The organism is Pauljensenia sp. C0254C2 (assembly GCF_056583835.1).
The window spans coordinates 1-22,345 of the sequence record NZ_JBWPJO010000009.1; the positions used below are offsets into that span (position 1 = coordinate 1).

The window sequence follows — 22,345 nt, forward strand, 5'->3', positions numbered from 1 at the left end:
CGTGCTCACGCTGGGGCGTTCGTGTTCGTCAAGACGCGCCCATATGCTTTCAGCCCCACCATCAAGACCTTGCTCGAGCAGCGTGGCGCGTAAACGCAGCACGTGATCCACCACGTGGGGTGGGCATTGGTGGGGGTGACGGTGGGGTCTGCATGAGCGGGACTGCAGGCCTGTCAGGCCGTCTTGTTGGTAACGCTGGATCAGGGTGTAGACCCATTGGCGTGAGATGCCGAAACGTCTCGCGGCCTCGCTGATGGTCATGCCTGCTTCGATAACGCTGGAGACGATTACTTCGTTTTTGTTTGTTTCAATCATGTGTCAACGATGACGTGACACACCTGTCAACGATGACCCGACACATCGCCTGCACCCCATGTCAACTATGACGTGACACACCTGTCAACTATGTATTGAAACCAGACAAGCGGCCAAGGCGCACTGTGTTTTGTTGGTTGAATCCGACTGGGAGGGCGACTCAGAGAACGAGACTCTGAAATATTGGAGCCAATTTGACGGCCAGCGCGTGATCGTCGGGCTCAGTGATCTGCGACTGCCCACTGACGTCAGCCTGCCTGTGGGCGAGCCTCGCGGCGGAAACAACTACGTTTTCTGGCTGCAAAATTAAGCGGCAAAAGGCGCTAGGCCGTCACCAGCGGCATCGTCACGGCATACTGCGCAGCGTCGTAGCAATGCGTCGCGTACTCGACGATCCGCCCCGACTCGTCATACGACGTTCGCTTCATGGTGACGAGGGCAGCCGACGGATCAACGTGCAGAATCTCCGCCTCATAGTCTGAGGCATTCTTCGCTCCGATCTGCTGATAGCCCGACTGGAGGTGGACACCAGACTGGGCCAGGCAATGGTAGAAGCCGTCGCGTGCCAGGTCGGTCAGCGACGGGGCAATGTCGGAGGGCACGTAGTTCTGCATCAAGGCAAGGCGAGAGTTATCGAGCCACCGCAAACGCTCGAAGAACACAATTTCCGTCCCCTCATCGCACGCGAGTTTCTTACTGATGTCCTCATCAGCAAAACGCACCTCGTAGCGCAGGATTTCCGTGCGGGTGGTGTGGCCGGCTTTGATGAGGTCCTCGTTCAGACTTGACAGCTTCACCTGGCGTTGAACCGGGCTGGGGGAGACCCGTGTTCCGACACCGCGACGTCGCGACAGCAGTCCTTTCGTCACCAGATCCTGGAATGCGCGTCGAACCGTCGGGCGGGAGATCTGCAAGCGGTTCGCCAGTGACACCTCGTCCTCAATTGTCTGGCCGGGCAGGATCTCACCCTTGGTGATCATGCGTTCCAGTGGTACAGAAATCTGCTGATGCAGAGCAACCGGCGAGTCACGATTAATGGTGATTTCGAGGATAAAGGGCTCGTCGAGGTGTTCCTCGTCTGACTTGGTAGTTGTCATGTCAATCTCCCACTGCCTGTTGTCGTGTTCTCGCGGTAAAGGTGCTCATCAGCCACGATGGTGAAGGAGCATTAGCCAGGATCCACGTCATGTTGTGTACACGCTAGTCATGTCAACTCCGAATGATACCTCATTTTGAAGGGGTTGGAGATGACAAATAAAAAGGAAGTTCACCCAGTGTCAAAATCCTCTTGTTGTATCTAACTGCACAGGAAAACCTTAAATTGTACTGACAAAATCTTGACGATGGGAACTATGTGAGAGATAATGAGTGTAGTCAAGAACCAAGAGCCGGACGGGCACAACGCTGGCCCGACCGATCCTGGTGGAGTGACCGTGAGCAATAGGGCTCGTACGACGATGAGAGAAGAAATGGTAGCTATCAGGGAAATTCCCGAGATCAGGATGTATGAACCGCAGCGGATTGCGCAAGCTTTGGAATCACGCAAGCCGGGCGAGTTGAAGAAAGGCGACAAGCTCATGATCATCGCCTGTGACCACCCTGCGCGCGGCGCGCTGGGAGCAGGAAGCGATGACATGGCGATGGCCAGCCGCATCGACGTGCTCGAGCGTTGCGTGGAAGCATTGAGCAGACCCGGTGTCAACGGCTTCCTGGGTACGGCTGACATGATTGAGGATCTCACGTTGCTGGGAGCTCTGGACGGAAAACTTGTCTACGGCTCGATGAACCGCGTGGGCTTGCGCGGCTCGAAGTTCGAAATGGACGACCAATTCAACTGCTACGATCCGGACGGCATTGAAAAGGCCAGGCTGGACGGTGGCAAGACGCTGACGCGTATCTGCCTGGAAGACCCCGCCACGGCCAACACCCTCAAGGCGACAGCCGATGCAATCAACGCAATGTCGGACAGGGGACTGGTCACCATGATCGAACCCTTCATGTCGAAGTGGGTGGACGGCTCCGTCGTGAACGACCTGACTCCTGATGCCGTCATCAAGTCGATGGCTATTGCTTCGGGCCTGGGTCGCACATCCGCCTATACTTGGTTGAAGTTGCCATGTGTCGATGACATGGAGCGCGTCATGGAAGCTGCGACACTACCGTCGCTGATCCTGGGCGGCGAGGTGTCCAAGGATGCTGACGTGACACTGGAGAAGTGGCACGTCGCCCTGCAACAACCGAACGTCTTTGGCCTGGTCATCGGGCGGTCCCTTCTGTTCCCGACCGATGGCGATGTCACCAAAGCTGTCGACAATACTGTGGAGTTACTGTGAACGACAACGAAAAATACGTCATCAAGGCCGGATCCACGGCCGAAGGCAAGTTCCAGACCTCGATTTCCGCTGAACGTGCTGGCTGGGAATGGTGCTCGCTGCGCGTCGTCGCGCTCAAAGCAGGCGAGTCCCAGAAAGTCGACACCGAGGGCGAAGAACTGCTGGTTCTTCCCCTCGAAGGCTCAGCAACCGTCGAGGTCGACGGCGAACGCTACGAGCTAGCTGGCCGAGAATCCATCTGGACCGGAGTCACCGACTACATCTACATCCCGCGCGGCAAGGAATTCACGCTTACCGCAACGACCGACGGCCGCTTTGCGTTGCCGGCAACCAAGGCGACCAAGGATCTGCCCGTGCGGTACTGCCCGGTTGACGACGTCAACAGCGGCATTCGTGGTTCCGGGAACTGGACTCGACAGGTGAACAACTACGCCCTCGGCAATGAGGTGGAAACGTCGCACCTGCTGGTCACCGAAGTGCTGACCCCCGGCGGCAACTGGTCCTCCTACCCGCCTCACAAGCACGATGAGCACACAGAGACCGAACGCGTCCTTGAAGAGATTTACTACTTCGAGATTCGCGAGGGTGGCCTGTCCGGCAGCGACGAAAAAACTGAGGGCCTGGGCCTGCAGCGCGTCTATGATTCGCCGGGACACCCGATCGATGTGTGTACCGAAGTGCGCTCCGGTGACACCGTTATCGTGCCTCATGGCTACCACGGTCCGTCGGCAGCTGCGCCCGGATACGACATGTACTATCTCAACGTGATGGGCGGCCCGGCTGAAGACTCAGTGTGGCTCATGACAGATGACCCGGTCCACACGTGGATGCGACAGGAATGGGAAGGGCTCGACATTGACGAACGAGTCCCGTTCTTCCCGATTAAAGAATCAGAGGTGAAGTAATGGCCAACGAAGAAAAAGTACGCCTCACAGTTGGACAGGCAATCGTCCGCTTCCTGGTGAACCAGTACGTCGAGCATGACGGGGAAGAACATCGCTTTGTCTCCGGTGCATTCGGCATTTTCGGTCACGGCAACGTCCTGGGAATCGGACAGGCTTTGTTGCAAAACGAGCTGAACCCCGAACCCGATGGCGGATCCCTGCCCTACATCATGCCGCGCAACGAGCAGGGAATGGTCAACGCGGCTGCCGCCTACGCCAAGGCGACCAACCGTCAGCGTATCTTCGCATGCACGTCTTCGATCGGACCTGGCGCACTGAATATGGTCACAGGCGCCGCACTGGCCACGACGAACCGTCTGCCGGTTCTGCTGTTCCCCAGTGATATTTTCGCCACCCGTTACCCCGATCCCGTGCTGCAGCAGGTTGAGAACGCGCAGACACTGGATACCTCGGTCAACGATGCGTTCCGCCCGGTCAGCGTGTTCTTCGATCGGATCAATCGTCCTGAACAGCTGCTCCCGTCACTCATGCAGGCTTTCCGTGCGCTGACTGACCCGGCCGATACGGGTGCAGTGACGCTGGCGTTGCCTCAGGACGTGCAGGCCGAGGCGTATGACTTCCCGGTCAAGGCGTTCCGCAAGCGCGTGTGGCACATTCGTCGCGCTCCGTTGGACCCGGCGTCGCTGGATCGTGCGGTTGACGCCATTAAAGCTTCGAAAAAGCCGCTGGTTGTTGCCGGCGGTGGGGTGAAGTATTCCGAGGCATCCCAGGCCCTGCGTGACTTTGCGGCCGCGACCGGGATGCCGGTCTCTGACACTCAGGCAGGCAAGGGTGCGATCAACTTCGATCACCCTCAGGCCGTCGGCGGCGTGGGATCGACGGGCTGCGACAGTGCGAACCACCTGGCTGACGAAGCTGACCTGATCATCGGTGTGGGCACACGCTACTCGGACTTCACGACAGCTTCGCACACCCAGTTCAAGAACCCGGATGTCGCATTTGTCAACATCAACGTCAAGCCTTTCGATGCGGTCAAGAATGCAGGAGAAATGCTGGTGGCCGACGCGCGTGAGGCACTTGTCGCACTGACCGGCGCGCTTGATGGCTGGCATGTCGATGATGAGTACTCGCACAGGATTGCTGATGAGAAGGCAGCGTGGGAGAAAACCACGAAGGAGCTGTACCACCTTGATCATCAGCCATTGCCCTCCCAGCTGGAGGTCTTCGGCGCACTGAACGAGATGATGGGTGACAACGACATTGTCATCAACGCTGCCGGATCTATGCCCGGCGACCTGCAGGCGCTGTGGCAGGCGAAGAACCCGACGCAATATCACGTGGAGTACGCCTTCTCGACCATGGGATATGAAATCCCAGCCGGCTTGGGTGTTAAGCTGGCTCATCCTGATTCCGAGGTTGTCGCAATCGTCGGTGACGGTACCTATCAGATGCTGCCGATGGAACTGGCCACCGTCGTTCAGGAGCGCGTGAAAGTCATCTATGTCCTGTTGCAGAACCACGGCTTCGCCTCGATCGGCGCGCTGTCAGAGTCGCACGGATCCCAGAGGTTCGGCACCCGTTACACGATGGGTGCAGGCAATGCGCACAACGAGCCGGGTGACAACCTGCCGGTCGATATCGCCAAGAATGCTGAATCATGGGGCCTGGACGTACTGCGCGTGTCAACGATGGACGAGTTCCGCGATGCCTACCGCAAGGCCGAAGCATCCGACAGGGCGACGATGATCCACATCGAAACTGACCTGTACGGACCGAACCCGCCGAGCTCAAGTTGGTGGGATGTTGCAGTGGCCGAGGTTTCGCGCATCGATTCGACCACCGAGGCTCGCAAGGAGTACGAAGAGAAGAAGGCAACGCAGCGCCTTTACCTGTGAAGATGACGAGCGGGCGGTAGGGGACTGGGCTCAGTCGCCTACCGCTGCTCGCGTCTTAAGACATAAAGCAAGCGCGGCAACAGGTGTGTTCCTGCTGCCGCGCTTGATGCGTCGTGCGACCAGATCAGATCTGGTCAGCCGCTTTCAGGATCTGGCGGACGACCACGACTGGTGTCAGGATCGAGGTGGCCAGACCGGTTGCGATGGTCAGCGCTGGGTTAACGAACAGGCCGGCGATTGCCAGGACGGCGGCCAGAGCAAGCAGAACCGTCAGGACAATTGTAAAGGTGCCGCTGTGGGCGTACTCCTGCTCGCGGATTGCTGGCATGGTCATGCTGGTGTCAACGAGTGCAGTCATTGTGGAACTTTCCTTTCTGAATATGCCGTCTCAGACTCGTTTTTTCGTGATTAATGTCGTTTCTTCCCTCACGTCTGAGGTTCCAGGCATAGCGGATTCTGTTTATGGAAGTCAGTGGGATGATCTGAGAAAGTGTGCGAGGCCTCGCGGATAATTCGTCTCAGGATCGTCTGCAGCAAGTAGGTGCAGGCGTGAAAGAATGGCGCTGTCCGTGGGATATGGAGCAGTCGCGGCTGAGCAATGAGAGTGAAATCGCTGGGGCATAAGCCTCAGCCTGCATCATCTGCAAAGCGTTTCTCCTTCAACTCGGGCGCGATATGCCTTGGTGGGCATTCGCACCACCTAGTGCATGGCGTGTCCGAGGAGGCTCACCTCGCTCGTACGGTCATTACAGTAACGTATACATCTGGCGATTGCTAGTACAAAGTGTCAATTGTGGTGCACTACTCCAAATTTGAGGCCCTTCATGATGGTAAATAGCCTGATATAGAGGGATTTGGGAAATGTAGCGACAAATGTGTGACTTTCACTTGAATAAGTCAGTGATGCGCGATACACTATTGGCGCGCGCCAAAAGGGTGAAAGAAGAGCGACGTGAGCCCATTCAGGCAGGTGCGCTGAAGAGAAAGGTTCAATGATGAGCGGAAAATCCAGGAACACCGAAAACCCGAAATACTCCAAATTGGTCGTGGGGGTGTGTCCCGACCAGTGGGGAGTGTGGTTTGCCGAAGATGACAAGCAGATCGAGCCACGCCAGGCGATGAAGGAAATGGCCGAGGCAGGCTTTGAGATTCTTGAAACCGGACCGTGGGGATACTTCCCGACTGATCCCAAGGAGCTGACCAAGTGGACTGATGAATTTGGCTTCAAGGTCGTCTCAGGTACAGGGTGGGGCATCCTGCACAAGAAGGAAGCATGGCCAGAAACTGAGCGCCATTTCCGTGAGATGGCGGAAACGGCTGCCGCGGTGGGCGCCGAATACATGGTGCACCTGCCTCCGCTGTACCGCGATGATAAGACGTGGGAATGGACGGATGATCGTGTGCTGGATCCAGACACCTGGAAGCTCTACATCGAAAACGCCAACAAGCTGGGACAATTGCTGCTTGATGATTATGGTCTGAAAATGGTGCTGCATCCGCACGGCGATTCCCACATTGAGACCCCCGAAGAGATCTACCGCATATTCGATGCCACCGATCCTCGGTATGTCAACCTCTGCCTCGATACCGGACACATCGTCTACGGCGGAGGCGACCCGATCGAAATGATCAAGAAGTACCCCGAGCGCATTACCTATGTGCATATCAAGTCCTTCGACATGGACATTGCACGTGAAGCCCATGAGAAGGATTGGCCATTTGGCGAGGCGGTCGCGAAGGGAGCAGCAGTGCGTCCACCTGCCGGCGCCCCCGACATGGTTCAGCTCATTGACGCGCTCTCGGAACTTGATCGAGAGATCTACTGCGTGTGCGAGCAGGACATGTACCCGTGTGCACCTGATTTCCCGCTGCCCAATGCCATTAAGACGCGCGAATATCTGGCCTCCATTGGCCTTGGCACGCTCTAGCAAATCGGAACAAATAGGAGGAAGACGATGACCGTGCGAATCGGTGTGATTGGTTGCGGCGGAATGGGGCGGGCCCATGTCGAGCGCATCATCAATGACTTGTCAGGGGGGCAGATTGTTGCAGCCGCAGATGTCAACCTGGAGGCCGCGCAGCAGGTCGCAGATGCGGTTGGTGGGACAGCGTATGCGTCAGGCCAGGAACTGATTGCAGATCCGAATGTTGATGCAGTGCTGATTGCCACCTTCGGCCGTGTGCACGCCCCCGACGTGATCAACGCGATCGAAGCTGGCAAATATGTACTCTGTGAAAAACCGCTGGCGACGACTACCGAGGACTGTCTGGCCATTATGGACGCCGAACAGAAGGCAGGTAAGCGCCTGACTACCGTGGGATTCATGCGCCGCTTCGATCCTGCCTACAATTCGATCAAGGCTATTGCCGATGCCGGTGAAAACGGTCCGATCCTCATGGTGCACAACAGGCATCGCAACCCGAGTGTGCCAGAGAACTACTCATCGCGCATGCTCATCGATGACACGGCAATCCACGAGATCGACACCATGCGCTGGATGACGGGCGAAGAAATCGTGGAGGTTCGCGTCGATCCGGTACGTCAGACCACCAAGGCGCGCGAGGATCTGCATGAGCCCATCGTGTTGGTCATGTACACAGATACCGGCATTCGCCTCGATGATGAAGTTAACGTCAGTCTGCAGTGGGGATACTCCATCGAGTGTGAAGTCGTCCTGGAGACGGCGGCAGTGCGCCTCGGAGATCAGGAGGGCATCCACATCCGCGACATGGCTGGCAACCGTAATCCGATCTGTCGATCGCACATTGATCGCTTCCAGACAGCGTTCAACGCGGAAGTACAGGCGTGGATCAACGCAGTAGCGCGCGATGAACACACTGGATCGACGGCGTGGGACGGGTACGCGGCAACTGCCGTTGTCAACGCAGCACTGGAATCGCAGGAAAAGGGCGGGGAGGTTGTTCGAGTCAGCATGATCGACAAGCCTGATTTCTACGCCTGAGACAGACAGTGGGGCGCTCACCGGATCTGTTTATACCTGGGAGCGCCTCGCTAACTCGCCGCGCTATTGAAGTTCGTGTGTAAAACAGCTACATTGGAACTATCGATTTAACGCGCGTTAATGCAGGACCGACAAACGGAGTCAGATCCTTACACCGCACATTTTTCACATCGAAAGGGACGCAATGGTTCACATCGCACTTGATCCGAACATGTATTACCGCTCCATGTCAACGGCTCAGACCCTGCATAAGGCTCGTGAGCTTGGTTTCAACTACGTCGAGCTATCACCCAACACAGAGTTCCACTTTTGGCAGCGCCATCCGAAGTGGGATGACGACCTCATTGACGAGCTCAAGAAAGCTGAAAAAGATACGGGAGTGAAGATCGAGACTCTCAACCCGGTCTTTAACTGGTCATCTGTTGACGAACAGGAACGTCAGGCGCAGGTGCGCAACTGGCGCTCCCTGCTCGAAGCTGCTGACCGCCTGGACGTGCGCAAAATAGTCTCCGAGTTCTCCGGCAACCCCAACACCCTCGTCCAGTGTGAACACCAGTGGTACAAGTCGATTGACGAGCTGTCTGGTGACTTCGAAAAATACGGCATCCAGCTGGCGATGGAGCCGCACCCTTACGATTTTGTCGAAACTCACGACGAGGCCTATTCCATCATCCGCGGCGTCAACAAGGACTGGATCGGCTACGAGTACTGCGGGCCTCACACATTCCATATCTCCGAAGGCAAGGGCGACATCGAACGGATGATCAAACACTGCGCACCGAAGCTGCGCGAGGTGCACGTGGCCGATGCCTACAACCGCGCGGCCAATGACGGTAACCGCTACATCGTCAACCCGCCCGGTGTTGACGCCCGAGTCCACCAGCACAATGAAATCGGCCAGGGCGAGGTCAACTGGAGCGAACCGTTCGACGCACTGCGCGAGGTCAACTTCGATGGAGTCTTCTCCGTGTGCATCTTTGGGTGGCATGAATGGGCCGATGAGATGAATACGCGGGTCTTGGAGCGTCTGCGCTCCGAGTTTCCGGATGCTCGATAAGCTGGAGGACAGTCCAGACTCACAGGAAGGCCCCCGCATGCGGATCACACAGACAGATGTTGCTCGCATGGCGGGGGTTTCCCGTCAGACAGTCTCGCTGGTTGTCAATGATGATCCGAGAGTGGCGCCCTCGTCACGCCAGGCAGTCCTCAAGGCGATAGAAAAGAGCGGATATCGCGTCAATGCGACAGCACGCTCCTTGGCGACAGCATCCAGCGGCGTCATCGGAATGCTGCTCCCGAACCTCAACAACCCGTTTTATGCCGTGTTGGCTCAGCAAACGCGCGAGGCGTGCGACGCTGAACGCCTGGGGCTGTTTATCGCCACCTCCGATTCTGCACGCGAAAAATCCGCGATCGAACGCTTCCTTGACTTCGGGGTCGACGGATTATTGCTCGTGTCGCCGCGCCATAAAGCTCACGAACTGGCCGCATTGACACGGGGAACACCCGCTGTGATCCTCACAGCCTCGTCAGCGCCTGCCGGTATCGATCTGGTTCGCGCAGATGACGAGGGCGGGAGTGCCCTCGTCACCGGGGATCTGATGGACGAGGGATACGCACCCGTTATCCATATTTGTACCGACATCGATATGGAGAGTGAAACGGCCTCACTGAGGCAGGCGGGGTACGCGTCAGTCGTGACATCACGCGGACAGGACGTGCTGACCCGTGTGGTCTCAGATCAGGACATCGTCACCACCGTAAAGGACATCATCGCTCGGTATGGCTCAGGCTTTGGAATCGTTGCACACAACGATATGACGGCGTTCCGCGTCATCTCTGTCCTGCTGCAGGCAGGGCTGACGATCGGCCAGGATGTTGGTGTGGCCGGATTCGACAATACATATTTGGCACGTTTCCCTGGAACCGAATTGACGTCAGTGGATCAGGAAGCTGAGCAGCTCAGTAAGCTGGCTGTTCGGCTGGTATTGGAACGCCGCGAAGGCCGGACTGATGACGTGGAAATAGCAGTGCCGACCAAGTTGGTCAAGCGTGCATCGACAAGCAGGGGAGAAGTCACATGAAACCGGTTCGGCAAGCTGATGTCGCCAAAGCGGCAGGCGTTTCACGCGGACTGGTCTCCCTCGCACTGTCAGGCTCTGGCCGCGTAGCGCCAGAGACCGTGGAGAGAATCCAGAAAGTCGCGCGAGAACTGGGCTATAGCCGAAACTTCACGGCCGCGACTCTGGCATCAGCTCGAAGCACTCTGGTGGGCGTGGTGCTGCCCAATTTGCGCAACCCATATTTCGAATCGCTCGTCTCCGCCTACCAGAATGAAGCAGATCGGCGCGGTTTGCTCACCTTGGCCGCGACAGCTGCCGGGCATCTGGGGCGTCTGGAGCGGTTGCTGGACCAATTCGATCAGTTACGTGTGCGTGGCATCATCCTGGTCACCCCCGATCAGGACTCCCAGATCTACCAGTCGATTGCCGAACGCTACCCGGTTGTTGCCGCCGGTGTTCCCTTGACGCATGAGCTCATCAGCACGGTTCATATTGATGAATTCAAAGCAGCGCGCCTGATTGCGCACCACGCGGTCGACACCGGCTGTACGCAGGTGGTGTACGTGACAAATGATCAGACCGATGCGTCTACACGCTATCGTCTTGCTGCCATCGAGCAGGAAACAGATGCGGCTGGGCTGCAACTGGAGCACTACACGATCCGCGATGGGCGTTTAGGAGAACTGACGTCACGCGAGGCGACGTGTTATCTGGTTCAAAACGATCTGATGGCCATCGATGTTGTGGCGTATCTGAAGGCATCTGGCGCCAGGCCGGGTATTGACTTCCCGGTCATGAGTTACGACAACACCTATCTGGCGGAGAATCCGCAGTTCCTCCTCACCTCGATCGACCAGGAGCCGGCGCAGCAGGCGCAGCTGAGTTTTGACCTGATCGAGGCAAACCGGCAGGTCGGAACCGAACGCGTCGTTGAGCCGCGTCTGATCGTGCGTGCCTCCTCACGCAACCTCGCCCGCCCGTAGTGCGACTCACTTTACGATTCGCCTTGACAGTTGTGAGAACAAACCATACTATTACTCGTAGTTAACGCGCGTTAGCGTATGAATAGCGCCGTTAATTCACCGCTTGCGTAGCTCGGGGCGGTGACTCACCAACAGATGATCGACGAGGGAGTCATGATGAATGGTCACACAATTTCAGTAGCTGTTATCGGCGCAGGAATGGCTGGTCGCACGCACGCCAACGCGTGGCGGCAGGCCACGACTATCTACGATCCACATAAGCTGCCGCAGCTTCGATATGCTGCAATCTGCGATGCCTATGAGCCATTCGCGCAAGATGCCGCACGCGCATACGGATACGACAAGACCGTCACTGACTGGCACGAAATTGCAGAAGACCCGGAAATCGACGTGGTCTCGATCGTTGTCGCGAATGCACTGCATCGTGAAATCGCCCTGGAACTGATCAAGGCCGGAAAGCACGTCCTGTGTGAGAAGCCCTTGACGGACAACCTCGACGATGCCCGTGCAATGGCAGAAGCTGCTGCTGCGGCCGACGTCGTTACAGGCGTTGGGTTCGGATACCGTCGCCAGCCTGGCATCGCTGAAATTGCCAAACTGGCCGAGGATGGAGCGCTGGGCGATATCGTCCATTTCACCGGTCGCTACACCTGCGACTACGGAGCCGATCCGAACACCCCGATCGCATGGCGGTACAAGGGGCCGATGGGGTCAGGCGCCCTCGGAGATGTGGGGTCACACCTGATCGACACCGCGGAATTTGTATGCGGGCAGATCAAGTCCGTTTCGGGTGCCGCATTCGCCACTGCGATTACCATGCGTCCACCGGCAGTGCAGGGTGTGTCCGGAGGTCGAGGGATTTCCACCGATGCGAAGGCAACCGAAAAGGTGGAAAACGACGATGCGGCCATCTTTACCGCGCACTTTGAATCCGGCGCGGTCGGATCGCTGGCGGTGTCACGCATCACTGTGGGCGATCCGAACCAGCTTGAATTCGAAGTCAGCGGCACGAAAGCCAAGGCAGCCTTTGATATGTCACGCGCAGCAGAAATCAAGCTGGCTGACAACGCAGGAGCGCGCGGCCTGACAGGATCGCGCCGCATACTGGTGGGACCCGACTTCCCGTACTTTAAGGATGGCTCCTCGATGGCGTTCGCAGGCGTCGGTGTCACCCAGATCGACCAGTTCACCTACCAGGCACGCGCATTCCTTGACCAGGTTGCCGGCATCGACGAGGGACTTCCCGAGGTTCCCGGATTCGACCACGGCTACCGCGCCATGCGTATCCAGGCAGCTGTCGCAGAATCTGCCGCGAATGGCGGCGCCAGCGTCGACATCAAATAGTCACAGTAATTCTCAACGACCGGAAGGAACACCATGTCTTTAACACTGAGCTTCTACACGCAGTGCCTCGGCTCCTACCCGTTGGCAGAGGCACTCGATATCGCCAAGTCAATGGGATTGAACGGTGCCGAGGTCAACGTCGGCGGCTTCGTACCCAGCCCGCACGCGCATGTGGATCTGCTTCTGAGTTCGCAGACGGCACGCGACGAATACCTCGGCATCTTCGCTGACAGGGAGATGAAACTTGCCGGACTCAATGCAAACGGTAACCCCGTCAACCCTTTGCCCGACGTCGGTCCCAAACATGACTACGACCTCAAGCGAGCCATCAAGTTAGCTGGTCTGCTCGGCGTCAACGAGGTTGTCACAATGTCGGGCGCACCCGGCTCTGATTCCAGTGCACGCTATCCCTCGTGGGTGGTCAACCCGTGGGACGGTGTGTATGGGGAGGTGTTGGAATACCAGCTGGATGTCCTTGCCGACTACTGGAAGGAGATGGATCAGCGTGCTGGTGACGCAGGCGTGAAGATCGCCTGGGAACTTCACCCACACAATACGATCTTCACCCCACACGGATTCCTCGACTTCGTCGAGCGTACAGGTGTGCGCAACATTGGTGTGAACTTGGATCCTTCCCACCTGATGTGGCAACAGATGGACATCCTCGCGTGTATCGACCTTCTTGGCAAACACATCCTGCACGTCCATGCCAAGGACACGAAGATCGAGTCTGGCGTGGCAACCAAGGGCGTCTTGGATACAGGATTCGGCCATTGGCCGGAAAACGAGGACGATCGTTACCCCAGTGCAATGGCACACTGGTGCCAGGTCTGGCCACAGGATCCGGCATGGCGCTTTGTCTACCTCGGTGGTGGCAATGACGTCAGCTTCTGGACGCAGTTCTGCCAGGCAGTCGCCGCGATCAACCCGGATATGAATGTCTCCGTCGAACATGAGGACAACCAATACGACATGGTCAAGGGACTCGAGATGAGCGCCCAGACGCTGATCGAGGCCGCCAAGGGCCTGTGAGACTGACTGATCACGGAACAAAGCCGAGCATCGTCACTAAATGTAGTGACAAATGCTCGGCTCTGTCGTACACTGGAAGTGTCCAAGCTGAATAGCACGACGAAGTGAGGAGAAAGGTCATGGCAGTACACGACGTTCTAACCGTTGGCCGCAGTGGCGTGGATGTTTACCCCCTTCAGGTGAACACGCCCCTTGATCAAGTAAAGACGTTCCAAAAGTTCCTCGGCGGATCGCCCATGAATGTCGCGGTGGCAGCGGCAAAACTGGGTGAAGATGCGGCAATCCTGACAGGTGTGGGCGACGATCCATTCGGAAAGTACGTTCGCGACGAAATGCGTCGTCTGGGCGTCAGCGATGAATTCGTCATCACTGATCCTAACCTGAACACGCCGGTGACCTTCTGTGAGCTGGTTCCCGACGCGCCATTCTTCTTCTACCGTGAGCCGTCGGCTCCGGACCTGCAGATCAAGACTTCCGATCTGCCCGAGGAGACCGTGAAGAACTGCAAGATCTTCTGGTTCAGCGGCACCGGCCTGTCGGAGGATCCTTCCTACACCACGCACATTGACGCACTGAAGATGCGCGGCCACAAGCCATACACAATTTTCGATATGGACTGGCGGCCCATCTTCTGGGACGACATTGAACTCGCTAGACAGCGTTACGCCGAGTGTCTCGAATACACCGATGTGGCAGTGGGTAACCGCACCGAATGCGAAATTGCAGTAGGGGAGAAGGACCCCGAGCGTGCTGCAGATGCACTCTTGGAACGCGGCGTTAAGATCGCCATCGTCAAGCAGGGACGTGATGGCGCACTGGCCAAGACGGCCGACGAGCGCCTGGTTGTGCCTGAACTGCCGTGCGTGCCCATGAATGGCGCAGGTGCTGGTGACGCATTTGGCGGCTCGCTGGTGCACGGTCTGCTGCAGGGCTGGGATTTGGAGAAGATCATTCAGGGCTGCAACGGTGCCGGTGCGATCGTGGCAGCGCGTCTGGAATGCTCCACGGCAATGCCGACCGAAGAAGAAATCTGGAAGGCAGTCAACGCAGGAACGTGTGACGTTCTGAACGAAGACAACTGACTCAACTCAGTCAATATGAGACGGTGGGCTAGCGGCCGATTTGCTTCGGCTCTGGCCCGCCGTTTCGTATGTCCTCCGAACAGCGGATCGGTAGACTCCCTCGGTAATCGATAGTTTGTACGTTCAATTCCATTTACAAATGTTACAAATGAGGATAGAATTGATGTACGGTCCGGAAAGCACAATCCGGTGCGTCGGCAGTGAGAAGTGTCTGAATCCAATGGAGGAAAAATGTCAGAGGCAATTCCAGAAACGATGAAGGCTGCGGTACTGCGTGACCCTGCCAAAGGCATGCAGATAGAAACGATCAAGACGCCTAAACCACGGAGCCGAGAAGTTCTGATCAAGGTCGCAGCATGTGGCATGTGTCATTCCGATCTGCATGTTATTCACGGCAAAATCGCCTTCCCGTACCCGTGCGTACTCGGCCACGAAGTGACCGGAGAAATTGTTGAGGTAGGCCCCGACAACGACCACACTGACCTGGAAGTGGGGCAAAAGGTCGCCGGAGCATTCCTGATGCCGTGCGGCCAGTGCGATCACTGTGCAGAAGGCCGTGATGACCTGTGCGACACGTTCTTTAACCTCAACCGTTTGGAAGGAAAACTCTACGACGGTCAGACTCGACTGTTCGGCACCGACGGCGAGGAAATCGCCATGTACTCGATGGGCGCGCTGGCTCAGTACTGCGTCATTCCGTCGACATCGATTGCCGTTCTGCCTAACGACGTTGACCTTGTCCCAGGCGCGATTCTGGGGTGCGCGGCGATGACGGCCTACGGTGCGGTGCGCCGCGGAGCAGACCTGCGCTTTGGTGAAACTGTTGCCGTCGTGGCGACCGGAGGCGTTGGCTCCAACATCATCCAGATCGCTAAGGCATTCGGCGCCAGCAAGATCATCGCGATTGACGTGGCCGACGACAAGCTCGAAGCGGCCAGGCAACTGGGTGCCACGGACGTTGTGAATTCCACCAAGGAAGATGTTCACGACGCAGTCTTCGCACTCACCGACGGCAAGGGCGTCGACGTTGCATTCGAGGCACTGGGACGTCCCGAAACATGGGAGTCCGCACTGAATGCTCTGTCAGATGGTGGGCGGATGGTGCCGATTGGGCTGGGCGCCGGTGTGCAGACCGCGGGCGTTGAAATCAACCGCACGGTGCGCCGCGGACAGTCTATTCTCGGCTCCTATGGTGCACGTACACGAGTTGATCTGCCCAAGGTTGTCGAGATGGCCGCCAACGGCTACATCAACTACTCGCAGATCGTCACCAGGCGTTTCTCGCTCGAAGATGCAGGCAAGGGCTATGACGAATTGGCTGTCGGCAACATTCAGGGTCGTGCAGTGGTCGACATGTCGTTGTGACACCAGACATCGAAAAGGCTGTGGGATCATTTCGATCCCACAGCCTTTCTGTATAACGTCAGGTTTAGCGTGTACGCTCCGTTCGGTAACGCCAGCTCTGTGAATAGTTTTCCTTCATTTCCTCTTCGATCTCTTCAAGCGACTTGCCGGACGTTTCCGGCATGAAGAAGTAGAGCCCGAGCAGAACCAAAGCGTTGATACCCGCAAACACTGCATATGTCACCATTCCGCCGAGATTCGCCATGAGCCAGGGGAATGTGGTCGTCAGGATTGCGTTTGACACCCACAGGCAGAAGACGGCAGTGCCATTCATGAGACCGCGGAAACGAGCGGGGAACATCTCGCCCATCATGGTCCAGCACACGACACTGTTTCCGGACTGGACGAAGAGCATGAAGATTCCCATGCACCCGAGAACTCCGTAGGCGGCGATGGGATCCGGCAGCGTTCCAGCTTCAATATGAGGTTCGATCAGCGTGCCGAACAGGATTGATATCAGGAGCAGTGAAGCCGCGATGCCCGCCACGTTCCACGCCAGCAGTCCGCGACGAGAGAAGCGATAGATCAGGTAAAGGCCCAGCGATGACCCGGCGACAGACAAGATTCCATTAAGAACCTGGGCGGTAATGGCTACAGCTGTTGACATGCCGGCAAGTTCGAGGACCTTCGGCGCGTAGTACATAACGGTGTTGACGCCGGTGAGCTGGTTGCCCACTGCAATGAGGATGCCGATCGCCAGGAGGCGTCGAAGCCACTTGGTCCGGATCATCTCACTCCATGTGCCCTTCTTTATATGGACGTCACGCTCGGTCGCGGAAACCATTTCTGTGAATTCCTTTGAACGCGGCTCGTCGCGATCATCACGAACCCGCTTAAGAGCACCGGTTGCTTCAAGGTACCGCTGATTTGCCGCGTACCAGCGCGGCGACTCCGGCATCAGACGCATACCCAACCACAAGGCGATTGCGGGTATCGTGCACAGAACAATCATGAAGCGCCATCCGGACCCGTTTCCGGACGTGAGAGTGAGCGAATCTGCCCACGCAATCAGGTCTGACTGAGCGTTGAGAGTACAGCTAGCACTGACCTGTTCCTTGAGGTAGATCCACGAGGAGATGTCCTGCCAGTTGTATGTTCCGGGCTCGATGCAGCCAAGCGGATCGGCCTGCACCGTCAGCTTTGGGCCGCCGAGAACCTGATTGATGACGGCGTTGAATGCGAACGCAGCGAGCTGACCAGTTACGATCATCAATTGGTCAATTGCGACGATTGTTCCACGAATTCTTCTGGGAGCCGTCTCAGCAAGATATACCGGTACGGTTGCTGATGTCCCTCCGACGGCCAGGCCAAGGATAAATCTGGACACGTACATGAACCACAGGCTGGGAGCGAGGGTGACCATTAAAGCGCCTGCCAAGAAAAGAGCGGCGAGCAGCATGATGTTGTGACGGCGTCCGAATCGGTCAGAAAGTCGTCCGCCCAACAGTGCACCAATTGCCGCACCGATGAGGAGGGTCCCGCCGATCCATCCCTCCTGGATGGTGTTCAGGTGCATTCCGCCTGCATCCCACGGCAAATGCATGTAGGGGAGAGCTCCGGAAATCACTCCCGTGTCGTAGCCGAACAGGAACGAACCAATGGTCGCTACGGCTGCAACGCGCCTATACCGCGGTGTTTACCTGATGCTGGAGTTTTCTCGACAAGGTCCTCGATCTCACGAGGCGAAAGCTGAGGCGATTGATTAGTCATGTATCCACTCTCTTCGTTGTGAGTCGCATTCTCGAATATTGTGCGAAGTACAACATCTATGTTAACGCGCGTTAATACCCGATAGGAATGAGAGTAGCACACTCTTGTAAGCTTCGTAACAGTCTTGTCATGATATCTGGAGGTTTTGGCGGCAGAAAGTTCTGCAAAAGATCGTATTCGCACACTAATGTCGTCACAAATGCATGAAGAAACAAAGGGGTTTGTGTGAATTGGTCTCAGAGGTGATAGATTGCCTGCGACGAAGAGGTGTGTACTCGCATGTAAGATCTACCATTATTTGTGAGGACAAAGCGATGTAGGGAGGTGAAGTCAGTTGGATCTGTCAGCGGGAGCGTGGATCGTCCTAGCGATCGCGTCGATATTTGTAGGTCTGGGTAAGACTGCTCTGCCTGGAGTGGTCAGCGTGGCTGTTGCAATGTTTGCGGCAGTATTACCGGCAAGGGAATCGACGGCCGTCCTGCTGATTCTGTTGCTGGTAGGGGACATAATCGCGGTTTGGGTGTACTTCAAGACATGTGACTGGCGAACCCTTTTTCGGCTGATCCCATCTGTCATCATCGGTGTGGCTTGTGGTGCGGCATTCCTGTACTTCGCCTCCGACACGGTTGTGCGTCGCTCCATCGGAATTATTGTCCTGGCACTGACATTCCTCACGCTCGCGCTCATGCACGCCTATGGGGAGAAGATGAAGAAAGCGGTCGCACGAAGCGGCGTGCGCGGAATCTATGGCGCGTTAGGTGGTTTCACGACGATGTCCGCGAACTCGGGTGGGCCCGTCATGTCGATGTACTTTTTAGCCTCCGGTTTTGATGTTCAGAGGTTCCTGGGAACCCAGGCGTGGTTTTTCTTTCTCATTAACCTTGTCAAGCTGCCGTTTTCAGCAGGAATAGGCCTGGTAACGCGTGAGGTTGTGACAATAGCGCTGATTCTGGCTCCCGTCGTCATTGCGAGCTGTGCCGTTGGCAAGCTGGTCGCCAACAGGATCAATCAAAATGTCTTCAACGCCATTGTTATTGTCCTAACTATTGCTTCTGCGGCATATCTACTTGTGTAGAGGATCTCGCAAAGACCTGTCATCTGTCGTCGATTCGGTGCCGAAAGACGCCGAATCGGGGTTTAATGTCAGAACAAGCCGTGATAGGATCGTGGGATAGAGGCACAACGGGATAGCCAACGCCGGTTGTTCATGACAATAAGGAAGGTCTTATTATGGTCAATATTGGTCTCATCGGTGCGGGACGCATCGCACACGTGCATGCCAACACCATCGCTGCCAACCCCAACGCACAGCTTGTGGCAATTGCTGATCCGTATCAGCCGGCAGCGCAGGAACTGGGTGGGCGATTCGGCGCAACGGTTCTGTCCGACGCGCAGGACCTGTTCGCCCTCGACAACCTAGACGCAGTCGTCATCTGCTCCCCGACACCGCAGCACCCACAGCACATCATTGCCGCCGCCAAAGCCGGCCTGCCCGCACTGTGCGAAAAGCCGATCGCCCTGGATTACGAGGCAGCTAAGCAGCTCGAGAAGGACCTCGAAGGCCTCAACCCGACCATCATGCTCGGATTCAACCGCCGCTTCGACCCGTCCTTCGCCGCGATCAAAGCCCTCGTCGATCGGGGTGAGATCGGCCAGGTTGAGCAGGTGACCATCACCTCGCGTGACCCTGAAGCTCCCAGCCCGCAGTACGTGGCCACCTCAGGCGGCATCTTCAAGGACATGACGATCCACGACTTCGATATGGCGCGCTTCTTCCTCGGCGACATTGTCGAGGTATTCGCCTACGGCCAGAACTTCGACCCGGAGATCAAGAAAGCCAACGACTTCGACGCAACAATGATCCTGCTGCGCAACGCCAACGGCGTTGTCGCGACCATCATCAACTCGCGCCACTGCGCCCCCGGATATGACCAGCGCCTGGAAGTCTTCGGTGCCGACGGTGTGCTCAATGCCGACAATGTGCGCGCCACAACCGTTGAGCTGTCCACTTCGAACTTCTCCGCATCGAAAGAGCCTTACCTCAACTTCTTCCTGGAACGCTACGCCCAGGCATACAGCAATGAGCTCAACACCTTCCTCGACGCGATTGCACACGGCCAGACACCGACCCCGAACGTCACCGATGGGATCAAGGCGCTGCAAATCGCTGAAGCAGCACAGGAATCCGCTCTGACCGGCACATCCATTACATTGTCCTGAATCGCCCGCATATCCACACGACATGAAAGGTTGACACGATGAAAATTGCAGGAGCCCCGATCAGCTGGGGTGTATGTGAAGTTCCAGGCTGGGGATACCAGATGAGCCCGGAGCGCGTCCTAACGGAAATGAAGCAGATCGGTCTGACCGCCACAGAATTCGGCCCCCAGGGATGGCTGCCGCTCGAAGCAGAAGCCCGCGCCACCGAGGTCGCCAAATACGAACTCGACGTCGTCGGTGCATTCTTCCTGGCCATCATGCATGACCCTGAAACCGACCCGATTCCCGCCGTCCAGAAAGAACTCGATGCGTTCGAGGTCGCAGGCGGCAAATACTTGATCCTCGCAGCTGACTCCGGCGTTGAAGGCTATGACGAGCGTCCAGTCCTGGACGAAAAGGGCTGGGAAACACTGTTCACCAACCTTGACCGTATCTCAGCCGCATGCGCCGAGCGCAACGTGATCGCGTGCCTGCACCCGCACTGGGGCACCATGGTGCAAAACGTTGACGAAGTCGAGCGCGTCCTGGACAACTCGAAGGTCGGCCTGTGCCTGGATACCGGCCACCTCGCCTGCGGTGGCGCAGACGTAGTCGAACTGGTCAACAAGTACGCCGACCGCGTCGACATCGTCCACGCCAAGGACATCCACAAGGAAATGACCGACAAGCTTCTGCCCGGCGAACTCACATGGAGCGAAGGCGTCAAGGCCGGCATGTTCGCACCCATTGGCGAGGGCGACATCGATTTCGCCGAGATCGTCAACAAACTCGACGAAGCCGGATTTGACGGATACTACGTCCTGGAGCAGGACATCATGATCGATGAGGAACCACCGGCAAACGGCGGTCCCGTCGTTGATGTCGAGAAGTCGCTGGAAGCACTCAAGACTCTCGACAAGTAAGACGAGTCTATTCATGAGGCGTCTCGCGCTGTCTGGCGAGGCGCCTCATGAGCGTCTAAGGCGCGATGGTTGTGCCTGTCGTCTCCCTTTCGATCAGAGATGGCGACACGACCACATGGTGTGGCTCCCCGTCCGGATCCTCCATCCGCTCCAGCAAAATCGACGCCGCGCGCGTCCCCATTTCCTCCACGGGCTGCGAAATCAAAGTCACCTGAGGTGACACCATTGTCGTCCAGTCAGCATCATCGGTGCCGATCAGTGACACATCCTCGGGCATGCGCCGCCCACTTTCCTGCACCGCCCGATACACACCCATCGACAGCACGGCGTTCGCCGCGTAGATAGCGGTCGGCGGGTGGGCTCGAGCCAAAGCGGACGCGGTCGCCTGGCGGGCTCCTCCGGCGTGAATATTCGTCTCCACCAGCTGCAAACCATGACGATCGCGATGCGCCTCCGTCCATGCGGCCTGGAAACCCAGATAGCGGTCAAACGTGGTGGAAGCTGCAGACGGACCAAACAAGCACAGAACACGCTGATGCCCGCGTTCAATCAGATGATTCGCAGCCAACCGGCCGACAAGAACGTTATTCAAGAGCACCGAGTCGCCCTCGTACGATCCGACACGCCGGTCAACGACGACGGTGGCAATGCGGGCCCGGGTCAGCAGCTCAACGTTCTCATCAGCTTCCGACGCCGCGGTCAGGATCACTCCGCACATGCGCTGTGAAATGGCATTGGCAATAAAGCGGCGCTCGCGGTCCAGATCTTCACCCGTATTACACAACACGATCGACAGGCCGTTGGCGGTGGCGATCTGCTCAATGGAGGCGACCAGTCGCGAAAAGTACGGGTTCTGAATATCCGACACGATGACAGCCCACACATCCGAGCGCTGGCGGCGCAGGGCGCGACCTGTTGAATCGGGGACATAATGCGTGCGCCTGACAGCTTCCATCACCCGTTCAGCGAGGTCAGGCTTAACGGTGCCTGCATTGCTCAACACGCGTGAGACGGTCGCCGTTGACACCCCTGCGGCGCGAGCGACATCGATCATGCGCACGCGTTGGGGAGCATCGATGGATTGATGTTTTCTTTTCATAGTGTCTTTTCCGCAAAATGCCAACCAGTGTTGCTGTCAAGTGTAATGACTGCGCCACTGCAGACCCGTCTTGACGTGGACTGTCAGCAATATTA

General features: G+C 57.2%; 20 protein-coding genes and 1 pseudogene. 16 read left to right on the forward strand and 5 right to left on the reverse strand.

Going from position 1 to position 22,345, the window contains the following annotated elements:
* Positions 1-315: helix-turn-helix domain-containing protein (locus AC1DA5_RS07495; protein WP_480289765.1), on the reverse strand; the 315-nt coding region annotated here is incomplete at its 3' end.
* Between the two features lie 133 nt (positions 316-448).
* Between AC1DA5_RS07495 and AC1DA5_RS07500 the strand changes: the two genes are divergently transcribed.
* Complete coding sequence (locus AC1DA5_RS07500) at positions 449-625, forward strand: hypothetical protein (RefSeq protein WP_157843503.1); 177 nt, start codon at positions 449-451, stop codon at positions 623-625.
* A gap of 13 nt (positions 626-638) precedes the next feature.
* Here the strand turns inward: AC1DA5_RS07500 and AC1DA5_RS07505 are convergent, their stop codons facing one another.
* Positions 639-1,412 carry a GntR family transcriptional regulator gene (locus tag AC1DA5_RS07505; protein ID WP_058236523.1) on the reverse strand — a complete coding sequence of 258 codons (774 nt, stop codon included), beginning with the start codon at positions 1,410-1,412 and terminating at the stop codon, positions 639-641.
* Between the two features lie 372 nt (positions 1,413-1,784).
* Between AC1DA5_RS07505 and AC1DA5_RS07510 the strand changes: the two genes are divergently transcribed.
* From AC1DA5_RS07510 to iolD, 3 genes are read left to right on the forward strand one after another with little or no spacing between them, the layout of a single operon-like run.
* Positions 1,785-2,648, forward strand: coding sequence for a Cgl0159 family (beta/alpha)8-fold protein (locus AC1DA5_RS07510; RefSeq protein WP_058236524.1), 864 nt, complete (start codon positions 1,785-1,787; stop codon positions 2,646-2,648).
* Positions 2,645-3,553: a 5-deoxy-glucuronate isomerase gene (gene iolB / locus AC1DA5_RS07515; RefSeq protein WP_058236525.1), complete on the forward strand. Its 909-nt coding sequence runs from the start codon at positions 2,645-2,647 to the stop codon at positions 3,551-3,553. The genes AC1DA5_RS07510 and iolB overlap by 4 nt, the downstream gene beginning before the upstream one ends.
* Positions 3,553-5,448: a 3D-(3,5/4)-trihydroxycyclohexane-1,2-dione acylhydrolase (decyclizing) gene (gene iolD / locus AC1DA5_RS07520; protein WP_058236526.1), complete on the forward strand. Its 1,896-nt coding sequence runs from the start codon at positions 3,553-3,555 to the stop codon at positions 5,446-5,448. The genes iolB and iolD overlap by 1 nt, the downstream gene beginning before the upstream one ends.
* 124 nt (positions 5,449-5,572) lie before the next feature.
* On the opposite strand, the gene AC1DA5_RS07525 is transcribed toward iolD, so the two are convergent.
* Positions 5,573-5,806 carry a hypothetical protein gene (locus AC1DA5_RS07525; RefSeq protein WP_058236527.1) on the reverse strand — a complete coding sequence of 78 codons (234 nt, stop codon included), beginning with the start codon at positions 5,804-5,806 and terminating at the stop codon, positions 5,573-5,575.
* A gap of 637 nt (positions 5,807-6,443) precedes the next feature.
* On the opposite strand from AC1DA5_RS07525, the gene AC1DA5_RS07530 reads away from it, so the two are divergent.
* The 9 genes from AC1DA5_RS07530 (at position 6,444) to AC1DA5_RS07570 (ending at position 16,280) form a co-directional block, all read left to right on the forward strand.
* The gene (locus AC1DA5_RS07530; RefSeq protein WP_058236875.1) at positions 6,444-7,376 is read left to right on the forward strand and encodes a TIM barrel protein; all 933 of its coding nucleotides are present in this window, start codon (positions 6,444-6,446) and stop codon (positions 7,374-7,376) included.
* A gap of 27 nt (positions 7,377-7,403) precedes the next feature.
* A complete protein-coding gene (locus AC1DA5_RS07535; protein ID WP_058236528.1) occupies positions 7,404-8,411 on the forward strand; it encodes a Gfo/Idh/MocA family protein in 1,008 nt (335 codons plus the stop codon).
* Positions 8,412-8,595: 184 nt separating this feature from the next.
* Positions 8,596-9,468, forward strand: coding sequence for a sugar phosphate isomerase/epimerase family protein (locus AC1DA5_RS07540; RefSeq protein ID WP_480289768.1), 873 nt, complete (start codon positions 8,596-8,598; stop codon positions 9,466-9,468).
* 37 nt (positions 9,469-9,505) lie between these two features.
* Positions 9,506-10,495: a LacI family DNA-binding transcriptional regulator gene (locus AC1DA5_RS07545; protein WP_074026178.1), complete on the forward strand. Its 990-nt coding sequence runs from the start codon at positions 9,506-9,508 to the stop codon at positions 10,493-10,495.
* Complete coding sequence (locus AC1DA5_RS07550; RefSeq protein ID WP_058236531.1) at positions 10,492-11,457, forward strand: LacI family DNA-binding transcriptional regulator; 966 nt, start codon at positions 10,492-10,494, stop codon at positions 11,455-11,457. Before AC1DA5_RS07545 ends, AC1DA5_RS07550 begins: the two co-directional genes overlap by 4 nt.
* Before the next feature lie 120 nt (positions 11,458-11,577).
* Positions 11,578-12,801 carry a Gfo/Idh/MocA family protein gene (locus AC1DA5_RS07555; RefSeq protein ID WP_480289770.1) on the forward strand — a complete coding sequence of 408 codons (1,224 nt, stop codon included), beginning with the start codon at positions 11,578-11,580 and terminating at the stop codon, positions 12,799-12,801.
* Positions 12,802-12,834: 33 nt separating this feature from the next.
* Positions 12,835-13,833, forward strand: coding sequence for a sugar phosphate isomerase/epimerase family protein (locus tag AC1DA5_RS07560; RefSeq protein ID WP_480289772.1), 999 nt, complete (start codon positions 12,835-12,837; stop codon positions 13,831-13,833).
* A gap of 119 nt (positions 13,834-13,952) precedes the next feature.
* Positions 13,953-14,915, forward strand: a complete 963-nt coding sequence (gene iolC, locus AC1DA5_RS07565) for a 5-dehydro-2-deoxygluconokinase (RefSeq protein ID WP_058236533.1) — start codon at positions 13,953-13,955, stop codon at positions 14,913-14,915.
* Between the two features lie 255 nt (positions 14,916-15,170).
* The gene (locus AC1DA5_RS07570) at positions 15,171-16,280 is read left to right on the forward strand and encodes a zinc-binding dehydrogenase (protein ID WP_058236877.1); all 1,110 of its coding nucleotides are present in this window, start codon (positions 15,171-15,173) and stop codon (positions 16,278-16,280) included.
* A gap of 64 nt (positions 16,281-16,344) precedes the next feature.
* On the opposite strand, the pseudogene AC1DA5_RS07575 reads toward AC1DA5_RS07570, so the two are convergent.
* A pseudogene (locus AC1DA5_RS07575) lies at positions 16,345-18,029 on the reverse strand (MFS transporter).
* 334 nt (positions 18,030-18,363) lie between these two features.
* On the opposite strand from AC1DA5_RS07575, the gene AC1DA5_RS07580 reads away from it, so the two are divergent.
* The 3 genes from AC1DA5_RS07580 (at position 18,364) to AC1DA5_RS07590 (ending at position 21,151) form a co-directional block, all read left to right on the forward strand.
* Positions 18,364-19,104: a sulfite exporter TauE/SafE family protein gene (locus tag AC1DA5_RS07580; RefSeq protein WP_058236534.1), complete on the forward strand. Its 741-nt coding sequence runs from the start codon at positions 18,364-18,366 to the stop codon at positions 19,102-19,104.
* Between the two features lie 155 nt (positions 19,105-19,259).
* Positions 19,260-20,249, forward strand: coding sequence for an inositol 2-dehydrogenase (gene iolG, locus AC1DA5_RS07585; protein WP_058236535.1), 990 nt, complete (start codon positions 19,260-19,262; stop codon positions 20,247-20,249).
* A gap of 38 nt (positions 20,250-20,287) precedes the next feature.
* Positions 20,288-21,151, forward strand: a complete 864-nt coding sequence (locus AC1DA5_RS07590) for a sugar phosphate isomerase/epimerase family protein (RefSeq protein WP_058236536.1) — start codon at positions 20,288-20,290, stop codon at positions 21,149-21,151.
* Positions 21,152-21,206: 55 nt separating this feature from the next.
* Here AC1DA5_RS07590 and AC1DA5_RS07595 read toward each other — a convergent pair whose 3' ends face one another.
* The gene (locus tag AC1DA5_RS07595; RefSeq protein ID WP_480289774.1) at positions 21,207-22,250 is read right to left on the reverse strand and encodes a LacI family DNA-binding transcriptional regulator; all 1,044 of its coding nucleotides are present in this window, start codon (positions 22,248-22,250) and stop codon (positions 21,207-21,209) included.
* Between the last annotated feature and the right edge of the window lie 95 nt (positions 22,251-22,345).

Bases quoted from the DNA above. Each gene is read 5' to 3' on its own strand.
- AC1DA5_RS07505 (WP_058236523.1), bottom strand. From the start codon at position 1,412: ATGACAACTACCAAGTCAGACGAGGAACACCTCGACGAGCCCTTTATC.
- AC1DA5_RS07510 (WP_058236524.1), top strand. From the start codon at position 1,785: ATGGTAGCTATCAGGGAAATTCCCGAGATCAGGATGTATGAACCGCAG.
- iolD (WP_058236526.1), top strand. From the start codon at position 3,553: ATGGCCAACGAAGAAAAAGTACGCCTCACAGTTGGACAGGCAATCGTC.
- AC1DA5_RS07525 (WP_058236527.1), bottom strand. From the start codon at position 5,806: ATGACTGCACTCGTTGACACCAGCATGACCATGCCAGCAATCCGCGAG.
- AC1DA5_RS07530 (WP_058236875.1), top strand. From the start codon at position 6,444: ATGAGCGGAAAATCCAGGAACACCGAAAACCCGAAATACTCCAAATTG.
- AC1DA5_RS07535 (WP_058236528.1), top strand. From the start codon at position 7,404: ATGACCGTGCGAATCGGTGTGATTGGTTGCGGCGGAATGGGGCGGGCC.
- AC1DA5_RS07540 (WP_480289768.1), top strand. From the start codon at position 8,596: ATGGTTCACATCGCACTTGATCCGAACATGTATTACCGCTCCATGTCA.
- AC1DA5_RS07545 (WP_074026178.1), top strand. From the start codon at position 9,506: ATGCGGATCACACAGACAGATGTTGCTCGCATGGCGGGGGTTTCCCGT.
- AC1DA5_RS07550 (WP_058236531.1), top strand. From the start codon at position 10,492: ATGAAACCGGTTCGGCAAGCTGATGTCGCCAAAGCGGCAGGCGTTTCA.
- AC1DA5_RS07560 (WP_480289772.1), top strand. From the start codon at position 12,835: ATGTCTTTAACACTGAGCTTCTACACGCAGTGCCTCGGCTCCTACCCG.
- iolC (WP_058236533.1), top strand. From the start codon at position 13,953: ATGGCAGTACACGACGTTCTAACCGTTGGCCGCAGTGGCGTGGATGTT.
- AC1DA5_RS07570 (WP_058236877.1), top strand. From the start codon at position 15,171: ATGAAGGCTGCGGTACTGCGTGACCCTGCCAAAGGCATGCAGATAGAA.
- iolG (WP_058236535.1), top strand. From the start codon at position 19,260: ATGGTCAATATTGGTCTCATCGGTGCGGGACGCATCGCACACGTGCAT.
- AC1DA5_RS07590 (WP_058236536.1), top strand. From the start codon at position 20,288: ATGAAAATTGCAGGAGCCCCGATCAGCTGGGGTGTATGTGAAGTTCCA.
- AC1DA5_RS07595 (WP_480289774.1), bottom strand. From the start codon at position 22,250: ATGAAAAGAAAACATCAATCCATCGATGCTCCCCAACGCGTGCGCATG.